We start from the raw sequence: 14,840 nt of genomic DNA, 5'->3' as shown, positions 1-14,840 counted from the left end.
CGCTGCCCGCCGGTTAGCACCACCTCCTACTTGGTGCTAACCTTTTGTAACGACCGGTTGGGCACTTGCGTGCCCGGCCCACAAGTGGAGGCTCCGATCTCCCACCCGACCATCCTCACGGATGGCGGGTCACCCGGTCAGGCGGCCACCATCGTTCCGTACGGACGATGGAGTCGCCCGATGTGCGCCCCGCGGTTGACCGCGGCGGTGCTCCGGTATGCCTTTGGAGCCCCGCCTGTGTCCCGTCGGGGCATTTTTCATGTGCCCCGGTAGTTGGTCCCAATGTCATCAGAGACATACACGGCTGTCCGCCAGACCGCCGTGTGGTGCTACCGAGGAGGATCCATCAGCACTGAACCCCGTATCAACGACCGGATTCGCGTTCCCGAAGTGCGACTTGTCGGTCCCAGCGGCGAGCAGGTCGGGATTGTTCCGCTTGCCAAAGCCCTGGAGCTTGCGCAGGAGTACGACCTCGACCTGGTCGAGGTGGCGGCGAGTGCGCGCCCGCCGGTCTGCAAGCTCATGGACTACGGGAAGTTCAAGTACGAGTCGGCCATGAAGGCCCGTGAGGCGCGCAAGAACCAGGCGCACACGGTCATCAAGGAAATGAAGCTCCGGCCGAAGATCGACCCGCACGACTACGACACCAAAAAGGGTCACGTCGTCCGGTTCCTCAAGCAGGGCGACAAGGTCAAGATCACGATCATGTTCCGTGGTCGCGAGCAGTCGCGGCCCGAGCTGGGCTACCGACTGCTGCAGCGGCTCGCCTCGGACGTCGAGGACCTCGGGTTCATCGAGTCGAACCCGAAGCAGGACGGCCGAAACATGATCATGGTTCTCGGCCCGCACAAGAAGAAGACCGAAGCGATGGCCGAGGCCCGTGAGGCCCAGGCGGTCCGCAAGGCGGAAGCGAAGGCCAACCCGGGCAAGTCGCAGAACGCCGCGGAGATCGACGGAGTTGACGGAGTCGACGAGGACATCATCGACGACGTGGACACCGACGACGACGTGGACATCGCCGAGGAGACCGCTGAGGCTCCGGCCCCGGCGTCCGCCGAGGTCTGATCCCGGGGCTCGCGCCCTGGGATGCCAACCCACACACATGACGTTCCACCGTGCCCGGTTTCACGGCCGGGCACCGGAACGGCACTGACGAGGAGAGAACGGCGCTATGCCGAAGAACAAGTCGCACAGCGGTGCCAGCAAGCGCTTCAAGATCACCGGCTCCGGCAAGGTGCTCCGCGAGCGTGCCGGCAAGCGCCACCTGCTCGAGCACAAGTCGTCCCGTGTGACGCGGCGCCTCACCGGCACCGCCGAGATGGCCCCGGGTGACGCCAAGAAGATCAAGAAGCTTCTCGGCAAGTGACGTACCGGCGCCTGTGCGCCGTAAGTACGTCTGAAGACCGGGACCCCATCGAAATCGGGCCGTGTGACGACAACCACGGCCCCGCTGCAAGGAGTTAAAAGTGGCACGCGTCAAGCGGGCAGTAAACGCCCACAAGAAGCGCCGGGCGATCCTCGAGGCCGCCAAGGGTTACCGCGGTCAGCGTTCGCGCCTATACCGCAAGGCCAAGGAGCAGGTCACCCACTCCCTGGTCTACAACTACAACGACCGCAAGAAGCGCAAGGGCGACTTCCGTCGGCTGTGGATCCAGCGCATCAACGCCGCTGCCCGCCAGAACGGCATGACGTACAACCGCCTCATCCAGGGTCTGAACGCCGCCAACATCGAGGTGGACCGCAAGATCCTCGCGGAGCTCGCCGTCAACGACGCCCCCGCGTTCGCCGCGCTCGTCGAGGTCGCGCAGAAGGCCCTGCCGTCGGACGTCAACGCGCCCAAGGCTGCGTGACGCTCGCGCTGGCCTGAGCCGAGTGCGATGTGACCCGGACCCGCAGGTGCTTGCCACCTGCGGGTCCGGGCGTTTTTTTGGGTGCGTTGTCGGCTTGCGGCCGGTGGGGACTTCTCGCGCAGTTCCCCGCGCCCCTGGAAAAGCAGGGGCTGCGCCCCGTGCTTTTCGGCCCGCAGGGGCCGTGTCTTTTAGGGGCGCGGGGAACTGCGCGACCAGCCCCCACCGGGCCCGCACCCGGCAACGGACCGAACCCTCGAAAAGGTGCACCATGCCCGCCGCCCCCGAGCTGATCTCCCCTCGCTCTCCCCGCGTCTCCGCCGCGCGGCGGCTCGCCAGACGGAACTTCCGTAGCAAGGACCGGCTGTTCCTCGCCGAGGGGCCGCAGGCCGTGCGGGAGGCCGCGGTGTACGGCAAGGGGACGCTCGTCGAGTTGTTTGCCACCCTCGACGCCGCGGAGCGGTATGCCGACATCATCGGGAAGGCCCGCGCCGCCGGAGCCCGTGTGCACCTCGCCGACGAGGACGTCGTCGCCGACATCTCCACCACCGTCACCCCGCAGGGGCTCGTCGGAATCTGCCGGTTCCTCGACACCCCGTTCGAGGACATCCTCAAGGCGCGGCCCCGGCTCGTCGCCGTCCTCGCGAACGTGCGCGACCCCGGGAACGCCGGCACCGTACTGCGGTGCGCGGACGCCGCGGGCGCCGAGGCGGTCGTCCTCACCGACGCCTCCGTGGACCTGTACAACCCCAAGGCGGTACGGGCCTCCGTGGGCTCCCTGTTCCATCTGCCCGTGGCCGTCGGTGTGCCCGTCGAGGAGGCGGTGGCCGGGCTCAGGGACGCCGGCGTACGGATTCTGGCCGCCGACGGCGCGGGCCCGGACGACCTCGACGACGAGCTGGACAAAGGGACCATGGGCGGGCCCACCGCCTGGGTGTTCGGGAACGAGGCCTGGGGGCTTCCGGAGGAGACGCGAGCGCTGACGGACGCCGTCGTGCGCGTTCCGATCCACGGAAAGGCGGAAAGCCTGAACCTGGCGACCGCCGCCGCCGTATGTCTCTACACGTCCGCCCGTGCACAGCGCGCCTCCGGAGGGTGCCGCTCCGTCACCGAGAGCTAGTAGGGTGACGGGCTCGGGGGCCCACTGCGCCAGTCCGAGAGGTGGGGTTCGGGGATGACTGTCGGCACGAGCGGAACACTGGGGGCATGGGAATTGCGGAGCGAACCCGCCTCCCCGCACGGTGATCCCGCCGGGCCCGGAGCCGGACTCGGGGTCGAGCTGGGTATCGACCCCGACGACCTGCCCGACGGACTCGTCGTCGCCGACGAGCACGGCCGGGTGATCTGCTTCAATGCAGCCGCACAGCGCATCACCACCGTCCCCGCCGCTGACGCCCTCGGCTTGCGGCTCGAACGGGCCCTTCCGTTAGAGGACCTCGAAGGCCGCCGCTGGTGGCAGCTGACCGACCCCTACGGCGGGCTCGCGATCAGGAACGGCCAGCCCGAGCGGAACCTGCTGCTGCCCGGCGGGCGCGAGGTGCTCGTCTCGGCGCGCTACCTCCGTACGCACCCCACCGGACCGATCCGCCGGGTCGTCGTCTCCCTGCGTGACACCGAGGCCCGTCGCCGCACCGAGCGCAGCCACGCCGAACTGATCGCCATCGTCGCCCACGAACTGCGCTCACCCCTCACCTCCGTCAAAGGCTTCACCGCGACCCTGCTCGCGAAGTGGGAACGGTTCACCGACGACCAGAAGAAACTGATGCTGGAGACTGTCGACGCCGACGCCGACCGCGTCACCCGGCTCATCGCCGAACTCCTCGACATCTCGCGCATCGACTCCGGACGGCTCGAACTGCGCCGCCAGCCTGTCGACATGGGCGCCGCCGTCGGACGGCACATCCAGGCGTACGTGGCCGCAGGGCAGCCCGCCGACCGGTTCCTGCTCCGGATAGAGCAGCCGCTGCCGGCGCTCTGGGCGGATCCCGACAAGGTCGACCAGGTGCTCAGCAACCTGCTGGAAAACGCGGTGCGCCACGGCGAGGGAACCGTCACCATAGAGGTCACGGCCGCGCTGTCCCCGCGTGAGGGGGACGCCGACCAGAACACGGCCACGTCGGTCACGGTGAGCGACGAGGGGCCCGGCATCCCGGAGGAGTCCATGAACCGCGTCTTCACCCGCTTCTGGCGGGGCAGCAAGCGCGGCGGCACGGGCCTCGGGCTGTATATCGTCAAGGGCATCGTCGAGGCCCACGGCGGCTCCATCACGGTCGGCCGCGCCCCCGGCGGCGGCGCCGAGTTCCGATTTATGCTGCCCGTGAGCACCCCGGCGTACCTGCAGTAACGCCGACGAGGCCCCACGGGCGCGTTCGAACACCTCACCCCCGTTAGAATCGGCCTTTGGCACCTTTGCGTCCCTCTCTGTGGACCATTCGTCTCCGAGCCGTAGACGGGGACCATCCGCCAGCCAACCGGAAGCACGGGAAGAGATGTCGGCACCGAACAAGTCGTACGACCCTGTAGAGGTCGAGGCCCTGAAACCGGAAGCGATCGAGCGCCTGCGGGACGAGGCGCTCGCCGCCTTCGCCGCCGCGGACTCCCTCGACGCCCTCCAGGAGGCCAAGGTCGCCCACACCGGCGGGACCTCGCCGCTGGCCCTCGCCAACCGCGAGATCGGGGCGCTGCCCCCGCAGGCCAAGGCCGCCGCCGGCAAGCTCGTCGGGCAGGCCAGGGGCGCCGTCAGCAAGGCGCTCGCCGCCCGCCAGACCGAGCTGGAGGCCGAGCGGGACACCCGCGTGCTGGTCGAGGAGGCAGTGGACGTCACACTGCCGTACGACCGCGCGCAGGCCGGCGCCCGCCACCCGCTGACCACGTTCATGGAGCGCGTCGCGGACGTCTTCGTCTCCATGGGGTACGAGGTCGCCGAGGGCCCCGAGGTCGAGGCGGAGTGGTTCAACTTCGACGCCCTGAACTTCACCCCGGACCACCCGGCCCGGCAGATGCAGGACACCTTCTTCGTCCAGGGGCCCAAGGGCACTGAAGGCGACGAGTCCGGTGTCGTGCTGCGGACGCACACCTCGCCCGTACAGGCCCGCTCGATGCTCGACCGCGAGCCGCCGGTCTACATCGTGTGTCCCGGCCGCGTGTACCGCACGGACGAGCTGGACGCCACGCACACCCCCGTCTTCCACCAGATCGAGCTGCTGGCGATCGACGAGGGCCTGACCATGGCCGACCTCAAGGGCACCATGGACCACATGGTCCAGTCGCTCTTCGGCTCGGACATGAAGACGCGGCTGCGGCCCAACTACTTCCCCTTCACCGAGCCGTCCGCCGAGATGGACATGCTCTGCTACGTCTGCAAGGGCGCGTCCGTCGGCAACCCGGACCGCCCCTGCCGGACCTGCTCCAGCGAGGGCTGGATCGAGCTGGGCGGCTGCGGAATGGTCAACCCGCGCGTGCTCGTCGCGTGCGGTGTGGACCCCGAGAAGTACAGCGGATTCGCCTTCGGGTTCGGCATCGAGCGGATGCTGATGTTCCGCCACAACGTCGAGGACATGCGAGACATGGTCGAGGGCGACGTCCGGTTCACCCGGCCGTTCGGGATGGAGATCTGATGCGGGTCCCGCTTTCTTGGCTGCGGGAGTACGTCGACCTGCCGGCGACTCAGACCGGCCGGGACGTCCAGGAGAAGCTCATCACGGTCGGCCTCGAGGTCGAGTCCGTCGAGCAGGTCGGCGCAGGCCTCAAGGGCCCCCTGGTCGTCGGCCAGGTGCTGACCATCGAGGAACTGGAAGGCTTCAAGAAGCCGATCCGCTTCTGCACGGTCGACGTCGGCACAGCCAACGGCACGGGTGAGCCCCAGGAGATCGTCTGCGGCGCCCGCAACTTCGCCGTCGGCGACAAGGTCGTCGTGGTCCTCCCGGGCGCCGTCCTGCCCGGCGACTTCGCGATCGCCGCGCGCAAGACGTACGGCCACACCTCCCACGGCATGATCTGCTCCGGCGACGAGCTGGGCATGGGCGACGACGGCAGCGGCGGCATCATCGTCCTGTCGCCCGAGTACGAGGTCGGCACCGACGCCATCGAGCTGCTCCAGCTCGTCGACGAGGTCCTCGACATCGCCGTCACACCCGACCGCGGGTACGCGCTCTCGTTGCGCGGCATCGCCCGCGAGACCGCCATCGCCTACGGTCTGCCGCTGCGCGACCCGGCCCTCCTCGACGTACCGGCGCCCAACGCGTACGGCTACCCGGTCGAGGTCTCCGACCCGTTCGCCTGCGACCGCTTCACCACCCGCACGGTGACCGGGCTCGACCCCGACGCGAAGTCCCCGATCTGGCTCAGGCGCCGCCTCCAGAAGGCGGGCATGCGCCCGATCTCGCTCGCCGTCGACGTCACCAACTACGTGATGCTGGAGCTGGGCCAGCCCCTGCACGCGTACGACCGCTCCCGCGTCCAGGGCACGATCGGCGTGCGCCGGGCCGATCCGGGCGAGAAGCTCACCACCCTCGACGGCGTCACGCGCAAGCTGGACGCCGAGGACCTGCTCATCACCGACGACCGCGGCGCCATCGGCCTCGCGGGTGTCATGGGCGGCGCCAACACCGAGATCGACGACACCGAGGGCACCACCACCGAGGTCGTCATCGAGGCCGCCCACTTCGACGCGATCACCATCGCGCGCACGGCCCGTCGTCACAAGCTGGCCTCCGAGGCGTCCAAGCGCTTCGAGCGCGGTGTCGACCCGCAGGCCGCCTCGGCCGCCGCCCAGCGCACGGTCGACCTCCTGGTCCTCCTCGCCGGTGGCACCGCCGACGCGGGCGTCACCGAGGTCATCTCGCCGTCCGCGCCGCGCACGATCTCCATCCCGGCGAACCACCCCGACCGGGTCGCGGGCGTCGAGTACGGCCGCGAGACCGTCGTACGCCGTCTCCAGCAGGTCGGCTGCGACGTGTACGGGCAGGACGAGCTGATCGTCACCGTCCCGTCCTGGCGCCCAGACCTGACGGACCCGAACGACCTCGCCGAAGAGGTCATCCGGCTGGAGGGCTACGAGAACCTGCCCTCGACCCTGCCCAAGCCCCCGGCGGGCCGGGGCCTGACCGACCGGCAGCGCCTGCACCGCCGGGTCGGCCGCGCACTGGCCGGCGCGGGTTACGTGGAGGCGCTGAACTACCCGTTCATCGGCGAGCTCGCCTTCGATCAGCTCGGCCTCGCCGCCGACGACCCGAAGCGCAAGGTCGTCAGGCTGGCCAACCCGCTCTCCGACGAGGAGCCCGTACTCCGTACGACGCTGCTGCCCGGCCTGCTCCAGGCGCTGCGCCGCAACGACGGTCGGGGCAGCCACGACCTGGCCCTGTTCGAGACGGGCCTCGTCTTCCATCCGCAGGACGAGCTGCTGATCGCCGGGCGTCTCCCGGTCGACCGGCGTCCCACGGACGAGGAGATCGCGTCGATCACGGCCGCGCTCCCCGTCCAGCCCCGGCACGCCGCCGTCGTCCTCGCGGGCGCCCGTGAGCAGGCCGGCTGGTGGGGCAAGGGCCGCCCGGCCGACTGGGCCGACGCGATCGAGGCGGCGCGGAGCCTGGCCCACGAGGCCGGCACCGAACTCCTCGTCCGCGCGGGCCAGTACGGCCCGTGGCACCCCGGCCGCTGCGCCGAACTGGCGGTCGTGGTCGACGGCACCGAGCAGGTCATCGGGTACGCCGGTGAGCTGCACCCGCGCGTCCTGAAGGCCCTGCATCTGCCCGCGCGCACCTGTGCGATGGAGCTGAACCTGGACGAGCTGGAGGCGGCGAGTTCGGGCGTGCCCAAGGGCCCGAAGATCTCGACGTTCCCGGTCGCCACGCAGGATGTCGCCCTGGTCGTCGCGCGCGAGGTGCCGCACGCGGACGTCGAGGCGGCGCTGCGTGAAGGGGCGGGGGCGCTGCTGGAGTCCCTTCGGCTGTTCGACGTGTACGAGAGCGCTGAGCAGTTGGGAGAGGGGCGGAAGTCCCTCGCTTACGCGTTGCGCTTCCGCGCGGCTGACCGGACCTTGACTGTCGATGAGGCGTCGGCTGCTCGGGATGCAGCGGTTGCTCTCGCGGGGGAGCGGACCGGGGCGGTGTTGAGGAGCTAGGTCCGGTTCTGGGCATTTCGGCTGCGGGTGCGCTGTGGCTGGTCGCGCAGTTCCCCGCGCCCCTGGGGAGTGGGGGCTGCGCCCCGCACTCCCCACACACCACCATCGGTCACTTCACTCCTTTGGGTGACAAGTTGGGGTGATCTGGTCCCTTCGGGGCATGTGGTCGACAGAATCGGACCGGTCTTTCGGGGCCGGTCCGATTTGTGTTGTCAGGGCCTGACTGGGGGGCCATCGGCATGATCCGTATCAAGGCTGGGGTTTCCTGCGGGGCTCGGCTCCGGACGGGGCGACTGCGGGCCGCGTTCGTGGGGCGAGGGTGCAGGTTCCGGCTCGGGGGAGCGGGGTCGCGGTGTCGGCGGCGGCGTCGGCCGCCCGAACGGCAGACGGCCCGGCGTATGGAACGGCGTATGGAACGACGGCCCATGCGGCGGGTGCTCTCGATCGCGCTGCCCACGGTGTGGGGTGCCACGGCGATCACGTACAAGCTGGCCTGTCCAGCCGCCCAGCAGAACGGGCTGGGGGCGCGGATCGTCACCAGTGCCGTCTTCTTCGCCGTCGGGACCGGGCTCGTACTCCACGTCCGCCGGGCGCTCCTGCGCGAGTTGAGGCTGGCCAGGCAGGTCGCCGGGGCAGCGCAGAGTGTGCTGCTGCGTCCGCTGCCGCAGCGCATCGACGGTCTACGGGTCGCCGCCGCACAACTGTCCGCCGACCGGGGGGCCGTCATCGGTGGGGACCTGTACGAGGTCATCGCCACCGAATACGGCGTACGGGTCGTGATGGGCGATGTGCGCGGACATGGCATCGGCGCCATCGGGACCGTCGCCGCTGTGCTCGGCAGCTTCCGTGAAGCCGTGCACGACGAGGCCGAACTCGGCAGCGTACTGCGGCGGTTGGAGCGGGCACTGGCCCGGCACTTCGGCGAGCGGGCACGCGCCGAACACCCCTCGGCGGGGTCCTCGGCCGCACTGAGCCCCGACAGCCCGGTCGCGGAGGAGTTCGTCACCGTACTGCTCCTGGAGATCCGCGGGGACGGCGAGGTGCGGGCCTTCAACTGCGGCCATCCGTCGCCGTATCTGCTCAGCGGCGGCCGTGCCGACGTACTCACGGCCGGCGAACCGCTGCCCCCGTTGGGCCCGTTCCCCCTGCCGGCCGAACTCTCCGCCGCACAGTGCGGCCAACTACTGCCCGGCGAAGCCCTGTTGCTCCACACCGACGGCGTCGAGGACGCCCGCGACGCTCATGGCCGGTTCTTTCCCCTGCCGGCTGTCCTGGCGGAGGCGGTCCGCACCCAACCGGTTTCGCCGGAGGCGGTGCTGGGGGCCGTCTTCTCTCGCCTGCTGCGACATGTGGGAGGCTCGCCGACGGACGACGTAGCGGTACTTGTGCTGCGCAACGACCGCCACCACATCCTGAGGCAGCAACAGGAACCCCCGGTGACCCACCAAGTCACGTGAGCTGCAGCCCTTTAGGGGCGCGGGAACTGCGCGACCAGCCACGAAGCACCTGCAGCCGACGTTCAAGCCGCACCGATCCTGCTGAACCGGCGGAGCCAGGCCGCCGCACTGTACGAGGGGGAGCCGGCGGCCCGGCGGCCTCTTGCGAGGCATTTCAGTCAACCGGACGGACACTCTGCGCAACAGCGCGCACACGCTGTGAATTCGCGTACTTCGATCACACCCCGTGTGAACCCGGACACACTACGCTGACGGGCACGGCAGGTGCGCCGCGGCACCGAGCCACCGGAGGGCATCCATGCAGCCCAACACCCTGCTCGACGCGATCCTCGACGAGGCGGGCATCTCGCATGCGGGACTCGCCGCCCATGTGAATCAGGCAGGCCGGGCGCGGGGCCTGGCCCTGAGATACGAACACACCGCTGTGGCGCGGTGGTTGAAGGGCCAGCGCCCGCGTGGTCAGGTGCCCGACCTGATCTGCGAGGTGCTCGCCACCCGGCTGCACCGCCCGGTCAGACTCGACGACATCGGCCTCGGGGTACCGGGCGACACCGCTGGTCCGACCGGCTCGGCCGGTACCTCGCTGTCCGGGTTCGTCGAGCGGGCGACCGCGCTGTGGCGCTCCGACGAACAGCAGCGCCCGCACATCCTCGGCGCCCCCGCCGTCACCGGCACGCCCGCCGTGATGCCGGTGTGGGAGTGGGAGAACCCGCCCGAGGACGTGGACGTGTCGCGCGGCGGCAGGCACCAGGTCAGCATGGCCGACATCGAGATGCTCCGCTCGGCCCGCGCGCACTACGAGCAGATGTACCGCAAAGCCGGCGGTGTCGCGACCCGTACCCGGATCGTCGGCTTCCTGAACTCCGAGACCGCACCCCTGCTACGTGGCAGCTACACCGACGCCACCGGCCGTCAACTGCACCGGGCTACCGGCGGGTTGGTGGCGATCGCCGGCATCTGCGCGTACGACTCCGATGCCCATGGGCTCGCCCAGCGCTACTTTCACCAGGCGCTGCGGCTGGCGAAGGCCAGCGGGGACCAGGGACTCGGGGCGTACGTCATCGGGCTGCTGGTCAACCAGGCTTTGTTCATGCGGGAGTTCCGGCAGGCCGTCGCCTTCGCGGAGGCCGCGCTGCGCGCCGCGGGCAGGCACATCACGCCGGCGCTGGCCTCCGACCTCTACGCGATGCAGGCAAAGGCGTACGCGCACCTGGGCGACGGCAGCAGCGCGCTGTCCTGCATCCGGCGGGCAGAGCAGGCCGCCGAACGCATCCGGCGCGGTTACGAGCCCGACGAAACCGGCTATGTCCAGCCGGGGTTGGTCAACGTGCAGGTGGCGGAGGCGTTGCTGTTCCTCGGTGATCTGGCGGCGGCGGGGGAGCACGCGACGGCCGCGGTGGACACCCCGGCGCACGACCGGGGCAGAGTGCACCGGCTCGCCATGCTCAGTCAGATCGAGCTGCGCCGGGGCAACGCCGACAAGGCCGTGGCCACCGCGGTGCAGATGGCTGAACAGGCGCGCGGAATGGAGTCCCAGCGGCTGCGCGACAGACTCCGGGCGGTACGCGAACACCTGGTGCGCAACGGCTGCGCGGGCACGGCCGAGGCAGCCGAACTGATCGACGGGGCCCTGCGCGTACCGCTCTAGACACCCTTCGCCGGGCACCTTTGGCGCGCGGATTTCCGGGTAACCGCGCGGTGAATCGCATTCTGTGCGCCTGCTGTCAGAACGTTCCTGCTGCCATATTGCCATCTACTCGGCGGAAGGTGGCAGAACCGTGCAGTGGACGAAACAGAACGAACAAACTGTGTATGAAAACCGCTGGTTCAGGGTCAATCTCGCAGATGTCGAGCTGCCCGACGGGCGGCATCTCGACCACTTCCTCATAAGGCTGCGGCCTGTCGCCGTGGCCACGGTGGTGAACGAGGCCAACGAGGTGCTCCTGCTCTGGCGGCACCGGTTCATCACCGACAGCTGGGGGTGGGAACTCGCGGCCGGGATCGTGGAGGACGGCGAGGACATCGCCTTCGCCGCCGCCAGGGAACTGGAGGAGGAGACGGGCTGGCGACCGGGACCGCTGCGGCATCTGATGAGCGTCGAGCCGTCCAACGGGCTCACCGACGCCCGGCACCACATCTACTGGGCCGAGGAGGGTGAGTACATCGGCCACCCCGTGGACGACTTCGAGTCGGACCGACGGGAGTGGATCCCCCTCAAGCTCGTCCCCGACATGGTCGCCCGCGGGGAGGTCCCGGCCGCCAACATGGCGGCCGCGCTACTGCTGTTGCACCATCTCAGGTTCGGCGAGGACACCTAGGGCACGCCCAGGGCGCGTTCTAGCGTCCGAGGGCCTGCCAGACCGTCACGGCCAGCGCTCCGAGGGCCGTGAGGGCCGTGACGGCCGGCAGCGGCCATCGGGCGTGTTCGAGGTGGACGAGGCGTGTGCTCAGGTCGTCGACTTCCTTGTCCGTCTCCTTCGTGCGATGACTGAGCAGGGCCAGCCCTCCTTCGACGCGTGCGTACGCGACATCGAGGCGACGGCGTAACTCTGCGAGTTCTCCACGGGCCGTGGGATGTTCGGGATCGGCGGTCACTTGTCCGCTCCTTTCCGTAGTCGTCACATCCCTTGAATGTGCATGATGAGTCAACTCGCCTGGTGGGCGCGTGGGGAGAGTGTGCGAGCGGCATATGCGCGTCCGGCGCGCACACGGTGTGTGAATGACGTGGGCCCGGCACTCCGAAGAGTGCCGGGCCTGTACCGGCCCCAGCATGACGCTGGGTGAGATTTATGCGTAGGTGTAGAAGCCCGAGCCCGACTTCCGGCCCAGTCGGCCCGCGTCGACCATGCGCTGGAGCAGCGGGGGAGCGGCGTACAGCGGTTCCTTGTATTCCTCGTACATGCTGTAGGCGACCGAGGCGACCGTGTCCAGACCGATCAGGTCGGAGAGCTTCAGGGGGCCCATCGGGTGGGCGCAGCCCAGCTCCATGCCGTTGTCGATGTCCTCGCGGCTGGCCATGCCCGACTCGAACATCCGGATCGCGGAGAGCAGGTACGGGATCAGCAGGGCGTTCACCACGAAGCCCGAGCGGTCCTGGGCGCGGATCGCGTGCTTGCCGAGGGCCTTCTCGGCGAACAGCTGGGCGCGGGCGAGGGTGCCCTCGGAGGTGGTGAGCGCCGGGATCAGCTCGACGAGCTGCTGCACCGGGGCCGGGTTGAAGAAGTGGATGCCGACGACCTGGTCGGGCCGGGAGGTGGCAACGGCCAGCTTCACCAGGGGGATCGAGGAGGTGTTCGAGGCGAGGATCGCGTCCGGGCGGGTCACCACCTGGTCGAGCACCTGGAAAATCTCGGTCTTCACCTGCTCGTTCTCGACGACGGCCTCGATCACCAGGTCGCGGTCGGCGAACTCGCCGAGGTCGGTGGTGAAGCTGAGCCGCGCCAGCGTCTCGTCCCGCTCCGCCTCGGTGATCTTGCCGCGTTCGGCCGCCTTGGAAAGGGAGTTGAACAGCCGGGTACGGCCGAACTCCAGGGCTTCGCCGGTGGTCTCGGCGACCTTCACGTCCAGCCCGGAGCGGGCGCACACCTCGGCGATGCCCGCTCCCATCTGGCCGCAGCCCACAACTCCGACGCGCGAGATCTCTCCCGCTGGGCTGTCCGTCACATCGTCCCTTTCACAGATCCTCGTCACCGGCCGTCCGGCCTTCGCGGGCCGACCGTCGTCCGGGATCTTCCGTCCGTCCGGGGCCTGCGCCAAACCTGCACGTTACCTGCGGCGGCCATTGCCCAATTGTCCGGGCCTCACATGGGAGTGTGACCCGGGACGGGTCAGGACGGTCTGTGACTTGTCCGACACAGCGCATATCGGAGGTACGGGAATGAGCGGGAAGGCGCGGCACGCGCGCATGTCACGGCGGGCCTTCGCGGTGACCGCCCTGTCGACCCTCGTGGCGGGCGGGGCGGTGACGGGAGCCGCCCTGGCCGGTGCGGAACCGAGCCGGCCGAACGGCGAGGGCAAGGGCAACGGCAAGCGGGCGACCCGCGAACTGCGGGGCATGTGGCTGGCGACGGTGGCCAACCGGGACTGGCCGTCGAAGCAGGGGCTGAGCGCCACCCAGCAGCACGCCGAGCTGATCACCCACCTCGACACGGCGGTGAGCCGCCGCCTCAACGCGGTGTTCCTGCAGGTCCGCCCGACCGCCGACGCCCTGTGGCCCTCGCCGTACGAGCCCTGGTCACAGGTCCTCACCGGAACCCAGGGCAAGGACCCCGGCTGGGACCCGCTGGGCACGGCGGTCCAGGAGGCGCACGCCCGCGGTCTCGAACTCCACGCCTGGTTCAACCCGTACCGCATCGCCAACCACACCGACCCCACCAAGCTCATCGCATCCCACCCGGCGCGCAGGCATCCGGACTGGGTGGTGCCGTACGGCGGCAAGCTGTACTACAACCCCGGTCTGCCGGAGGTCCGCGGCTTCGTCCAGGACGCGATGCTCGACGCGGTGCGGAAGTACGACATCGACGGCGTCCACTGGGACGACTACTTCTACCCGTACCCGGTCGCCGGCCAGACCTTCGACGACGACGCCGAGTACGCGGAGTACGGCGGCGCCTTCCCCGACCGGGCCTCCTGGCGACGCGACAACATCGACAGACTGGTCCAGGAGACAGCCGCCCGCATCAAGGCCGTACGCCCCGGCGCCGACTTCGGGATCAGCCCCTTCGGTGTCTGGCGCAACGCGGCGACCGACCCGCTCGGCTCGGACACCCGGGCGGGTGTGGAGACGTACGACGACCTGTACGCGGACACCAGGAAATGGGTGCGGCAGAACTGGATCGACTACATCTGCCCGCAGATCTACTGGAACATCGGCTTCGCCGCGGCCGACTACGCCAAGCTGCTGCCCTGGTGGGCGGGGGTCGTGAAGGGCACCGGGACGAAGCTGTACGTCGGTGAGGCGCTGTACAAGGCGGGTGACCCGGCGCAGCCCGCGGCCTGGCAGGACCCGGCCGAGCTGTCCCGGCATCTGACCCTTGCCCAGGGCTACCCCGAGGCGCGGGGGCACGTCTTCTTCTCCGCCAAGGAAGTGGGCACCGACAGGATCGGGGCCATGGCGCGAGTGGTCGCCGACCACTATCAGCAGCCGGCGATGCCCCCGCGCTGATGTTCAGCGGTGCTTGCGGTGCTTGCGGTGCTTGGGGTTTCTGAACGGTTGATCTCTAACGGTCCTCGTCCTTGTGGCGGACCTGGCAGTCGGGGCCGGGGGACATCACTGCCTCGTGCCCGTCCGGAAAACGGACGCGGTACGGGGGAGTGCCCTCCTGGCCCATGACCTCGACGACTTCCGTGACCTGGTCGTGCTGGCCGACCACCCTGCCGTGCTGGACAAGCTGGTCGCCCACGGTTGCGCGCATC

The 14,840-nt window shown here is 69.6% G+C and carries 14 protein-coding genes; 11 read left to right on the top strand and 3 right to left on the bottom strand.

Annotated features, from left to right (window positions below):
* The first annotated feature begins 321 nt into the window (after positions 1-321).
* The 10 genes from infC to G3I56_RS10975 all read left to right on the top strand — a co-directional run bounded on the left by infC (position 322) and on the right by G3I56_RS10975 (position 11,743).
* The gene (infC, locus tag G3I56_RS11020) at positions 322-1,065 is read left to right on the top strand and encodes a translation initiation factor IF-3 (RefSeq protein ID WP_164408856.1); all 744 of its coding nucleotides are present in this window, start codon (positions 322-324) and stop codon (positions 1,063-1,065) included.
* Positions 1,066-1,171: 106 nt separating this feature from the next.
* Positions 1,172-1,366 (top strand): 50S ribosomal protein L35, encoded by a 195-nt coding sequence (rpmI, locus tag G3I56_RS11015; protein WP_073499621.1) that lies wholly within the window; start codon positions 1,172-1,174, stop codon positions 1,364-1,366.
* A gap of 100 nt (positions 1,367-1,466) precedes the next feature.
* Positions 1,467-1,850 carry a 50S ribosomal protein L20 gene (gene rplT, locus G3I56_RS11010; RefSeq protein ID WP_164315220.1) on the top strand — a complete coding sequence of 128 codons (384 nt, stop codon included), beginning with the start codon at positions 1,467-1,469 and terminating at the stop codon, positions 1,848-1,850.
* A gap of 268 nt (positions 1,851-2,118) precedes the next feature.
* The gene (locus G3I56_RS11005) at positions 2,119-2,967 is read left to right on the top strand and encodes an RNA methyltransferase (RefSeq protein ID WP_164408720.1); all 849 of its coding nucleotides are present in this window, start codon (positions 2,119-2,121) and stop codon (positions 2,965-2,967) included.
* Positions 2,968-3,021: 54 nt separating this feature from the next.
* Entirely contained in the window at positions 3,022-4,191 is a 1,170-nt protein-coding gene (locus G3I56_RS11000; RefSeq protein WP_164408719.1) for an ATP-binding protein, read from the top strand.
* A 145-nt stretch (positions 4,192-4,336) separates the two neighbouring features.
* Positions 4,337-5,464 (top strand): phenylalanine--tRNA ligase subunit alpha, encoded by a 1,128-nt coding sequence (gene pheS / locus G3I56_RS10995; RefSeq protein WP_164408718.1) that lies wholly within the window; start codon positions 4,337-4,339, stop codon positions 5,462-5,464.
* Positions 5,464-7,968: a phenylalanine--tRNA ligase subunit beta gene (gene pheT / locus G3I56_RS10990; protein WP_164408717.1), complete on the top strand. Its 2,505-nt coding sequence runs from the start codon at positions 5,464-5,466 to the stop codon at positions 7,966-7,968. Before pheS ends, pheT begins: the two co-directional genes overlap by 1 nt.
* A gap of 410 nt (positions 7,969-8,378) precedes the next feature.
* Positions 8,379-9,425, top strand: a complete 1,047-nt coding sequence (locus G3I56_RS10985) for a PP2C family protein-serine/threonine phosphatase (protein ID WP_164408716.1) — start codon at positions 8,379-8,381, stop codon at positions 9,423-9,425.
* Between the two features lie 298 nt (positions 9,426-9,723).
* On the top strand, positions 9,724-11,073 hold the full coding sequence (locus G3I56_RS10980; protein ID WP_164408715.1) for a transcriptional regulator: 1,350 nt from the start codon (positions 9,724-9,726) through the stop codon (positions 11,071-11,073).
* Between the two features lie 130 nt (positions 11,074-11,203).
* Positions 11,204-11,743 carry an NUDIX hydrolase gene (locus G3I56_RS10975; RefSeq protein ID WP_164408714.1) on the top strand — a complete coding sequence of 180 codons (540 nt, stop codon included), beginning with the start codon at positions 11,204-11,206 and terminating at the stop codon, positions 11,741-11,743.
* Between the two features lie 19 nt (positions 11,744-11,762).
* Here G3I56_RS10975 and G3I56_RS10970 read toward each other — a convergent pair whose 3' ends face one another.
* Together G3I56_RS10970 and G3I56_RS10965 are read right to left on the bottom strand one after the other, a co-directional pair.
* Complete coding sequence (locus tag G3I56_RS10970; protein WP_164315206.1) at positions 11,763-12,020, bottom strand: hypothetical protein; 258 nt, start codon at positions 12,018-12,020, stop codon at positions 11,763-11,765.
* A 192-nt stretch (positions 12,021-12,212) separates the two neighbouring features.
* Positions 12,213-13,088 carry a 3-hydroxybutyryl-CoA dehydrogenase gene (locus tag G3I56_RS10965; protein ID WP_164408855.1) on the bottom strand — a complete coding sequence of 292 codons (876 nt, stop codon included), beginning with the start codon at positions 13,086-13,088 and terminating at the stop codon, positions 12,213-12,215.
* 214 nt (positions 13,089-13,302) lie between these two features.
* On the opposite strand from G3I56_RS10965, the gene G3I56_RS10960 reads away from it, so the two are divergent.
* Positions 13,303-14,589, top strand: a complete 1,287-nt coding sequence (locus G3I56_RS10960) for a family 10 glycosylhydrolase (protein ID WP_239134817.1) — start codon at positions 13,303-13,305, stop codon at positions 14,587-14,589.
* 55 nt (positions 14,590-14,644) lie between these two features.
* Here the strand turns inward: G3I56_RS10960 and G3I56_RS10955 are convergent, their stop codons facing one another.
* A complete protein-coding gene (locus G3I56_RS10955; RefSeq protein ID WP_164408713.1) occupies positions 14,645-14,839 on the bottom strand; it encodes a DUF1918 domain-containing protein in 195 nt (64 codons plus the stop codon).
* Position 14,840 lies beyond the last annotated feature (1 nt).

Origin of the sequence: Streptomyces sp. SID12488 (assembly GCF_010548275.1) — a bacterium.
Taxonomy (GTDB): domain Bacteria; phylum Actinomycetota; class Actinomycetes; order Streptomycetales; family Streptomycetaceae; genus Streptomyces.
This window is presented reverse-complemented; position numbering and strand designations above follow the sequence as displayed.

Excerpts from the sequence above, each read along its gene's own strand:
- rpmI (WP_073499621.1), top strand. The coding sequence starts at position 1,172 with ATGCCGAAGAACAAGTCGCACAGCGGTGCCAGCAAGCGCTTCAAGATC.
- G3I56_RS11005 (WP_164408720.1), top strand. The coding sequence starts at position 2,119 with ATGCCCGCCGCCCCCGAGCTGATCTCCCCTCGCTCTCCCCGCGTCTCC.
- G3I56_RS11000 (WP_164408719.1), top strand. The coding sequence starts at position 3,022 with ATGACTGTCGGCACGAGCGGAACACTGGGGGCATGGGAATTGCGGAGC.
- pheS (WP_164408718.1), top strand. The coding sequence starts at position 4,337 with ATGTCGGCACCGAACAAGTCGTACGACCCTGTAGAGGTCGAGGCCCTG.
- pheT (WP_164408717.1), top strand. The coding sequence starts at position 5,464 with ATGCGGGTCCCGCTTTCTTGGCTGCGGGAGTACGTCGACCTGCCGGCG.
- G3I56_RS10985 (WP_164408716.1), top strand. The coding sequence starts at position 8,379 with ATGGAACGACGGCCCATGCGGCGGGTGCTCTCGATCGCGCTGCCCACG.
- G3I56_RS10980 (WP_164408715.1), top strand. The coding sequence starts at position 9,724 with ATGCAGCCCAACACCCTGCTCGACGCGATCCTCGACGAGGCGGGCATC.
- G3I56_RS10960 (WP_239134817.1), top strand. The coding sequence starts at position 13,303 with ATGAGCGGGAAGGCGCGGCACGCGCGCATGTCACGGCGGGCCTTCGCG.
- G3I56_RS10955 (WP_164408713.1), bottom strand. The coding sequence starts at position 14,839 with ATGCGCGCAACCGTGGGCGACCAGCTTGTCCAGCACGGCAGGGTGGTC.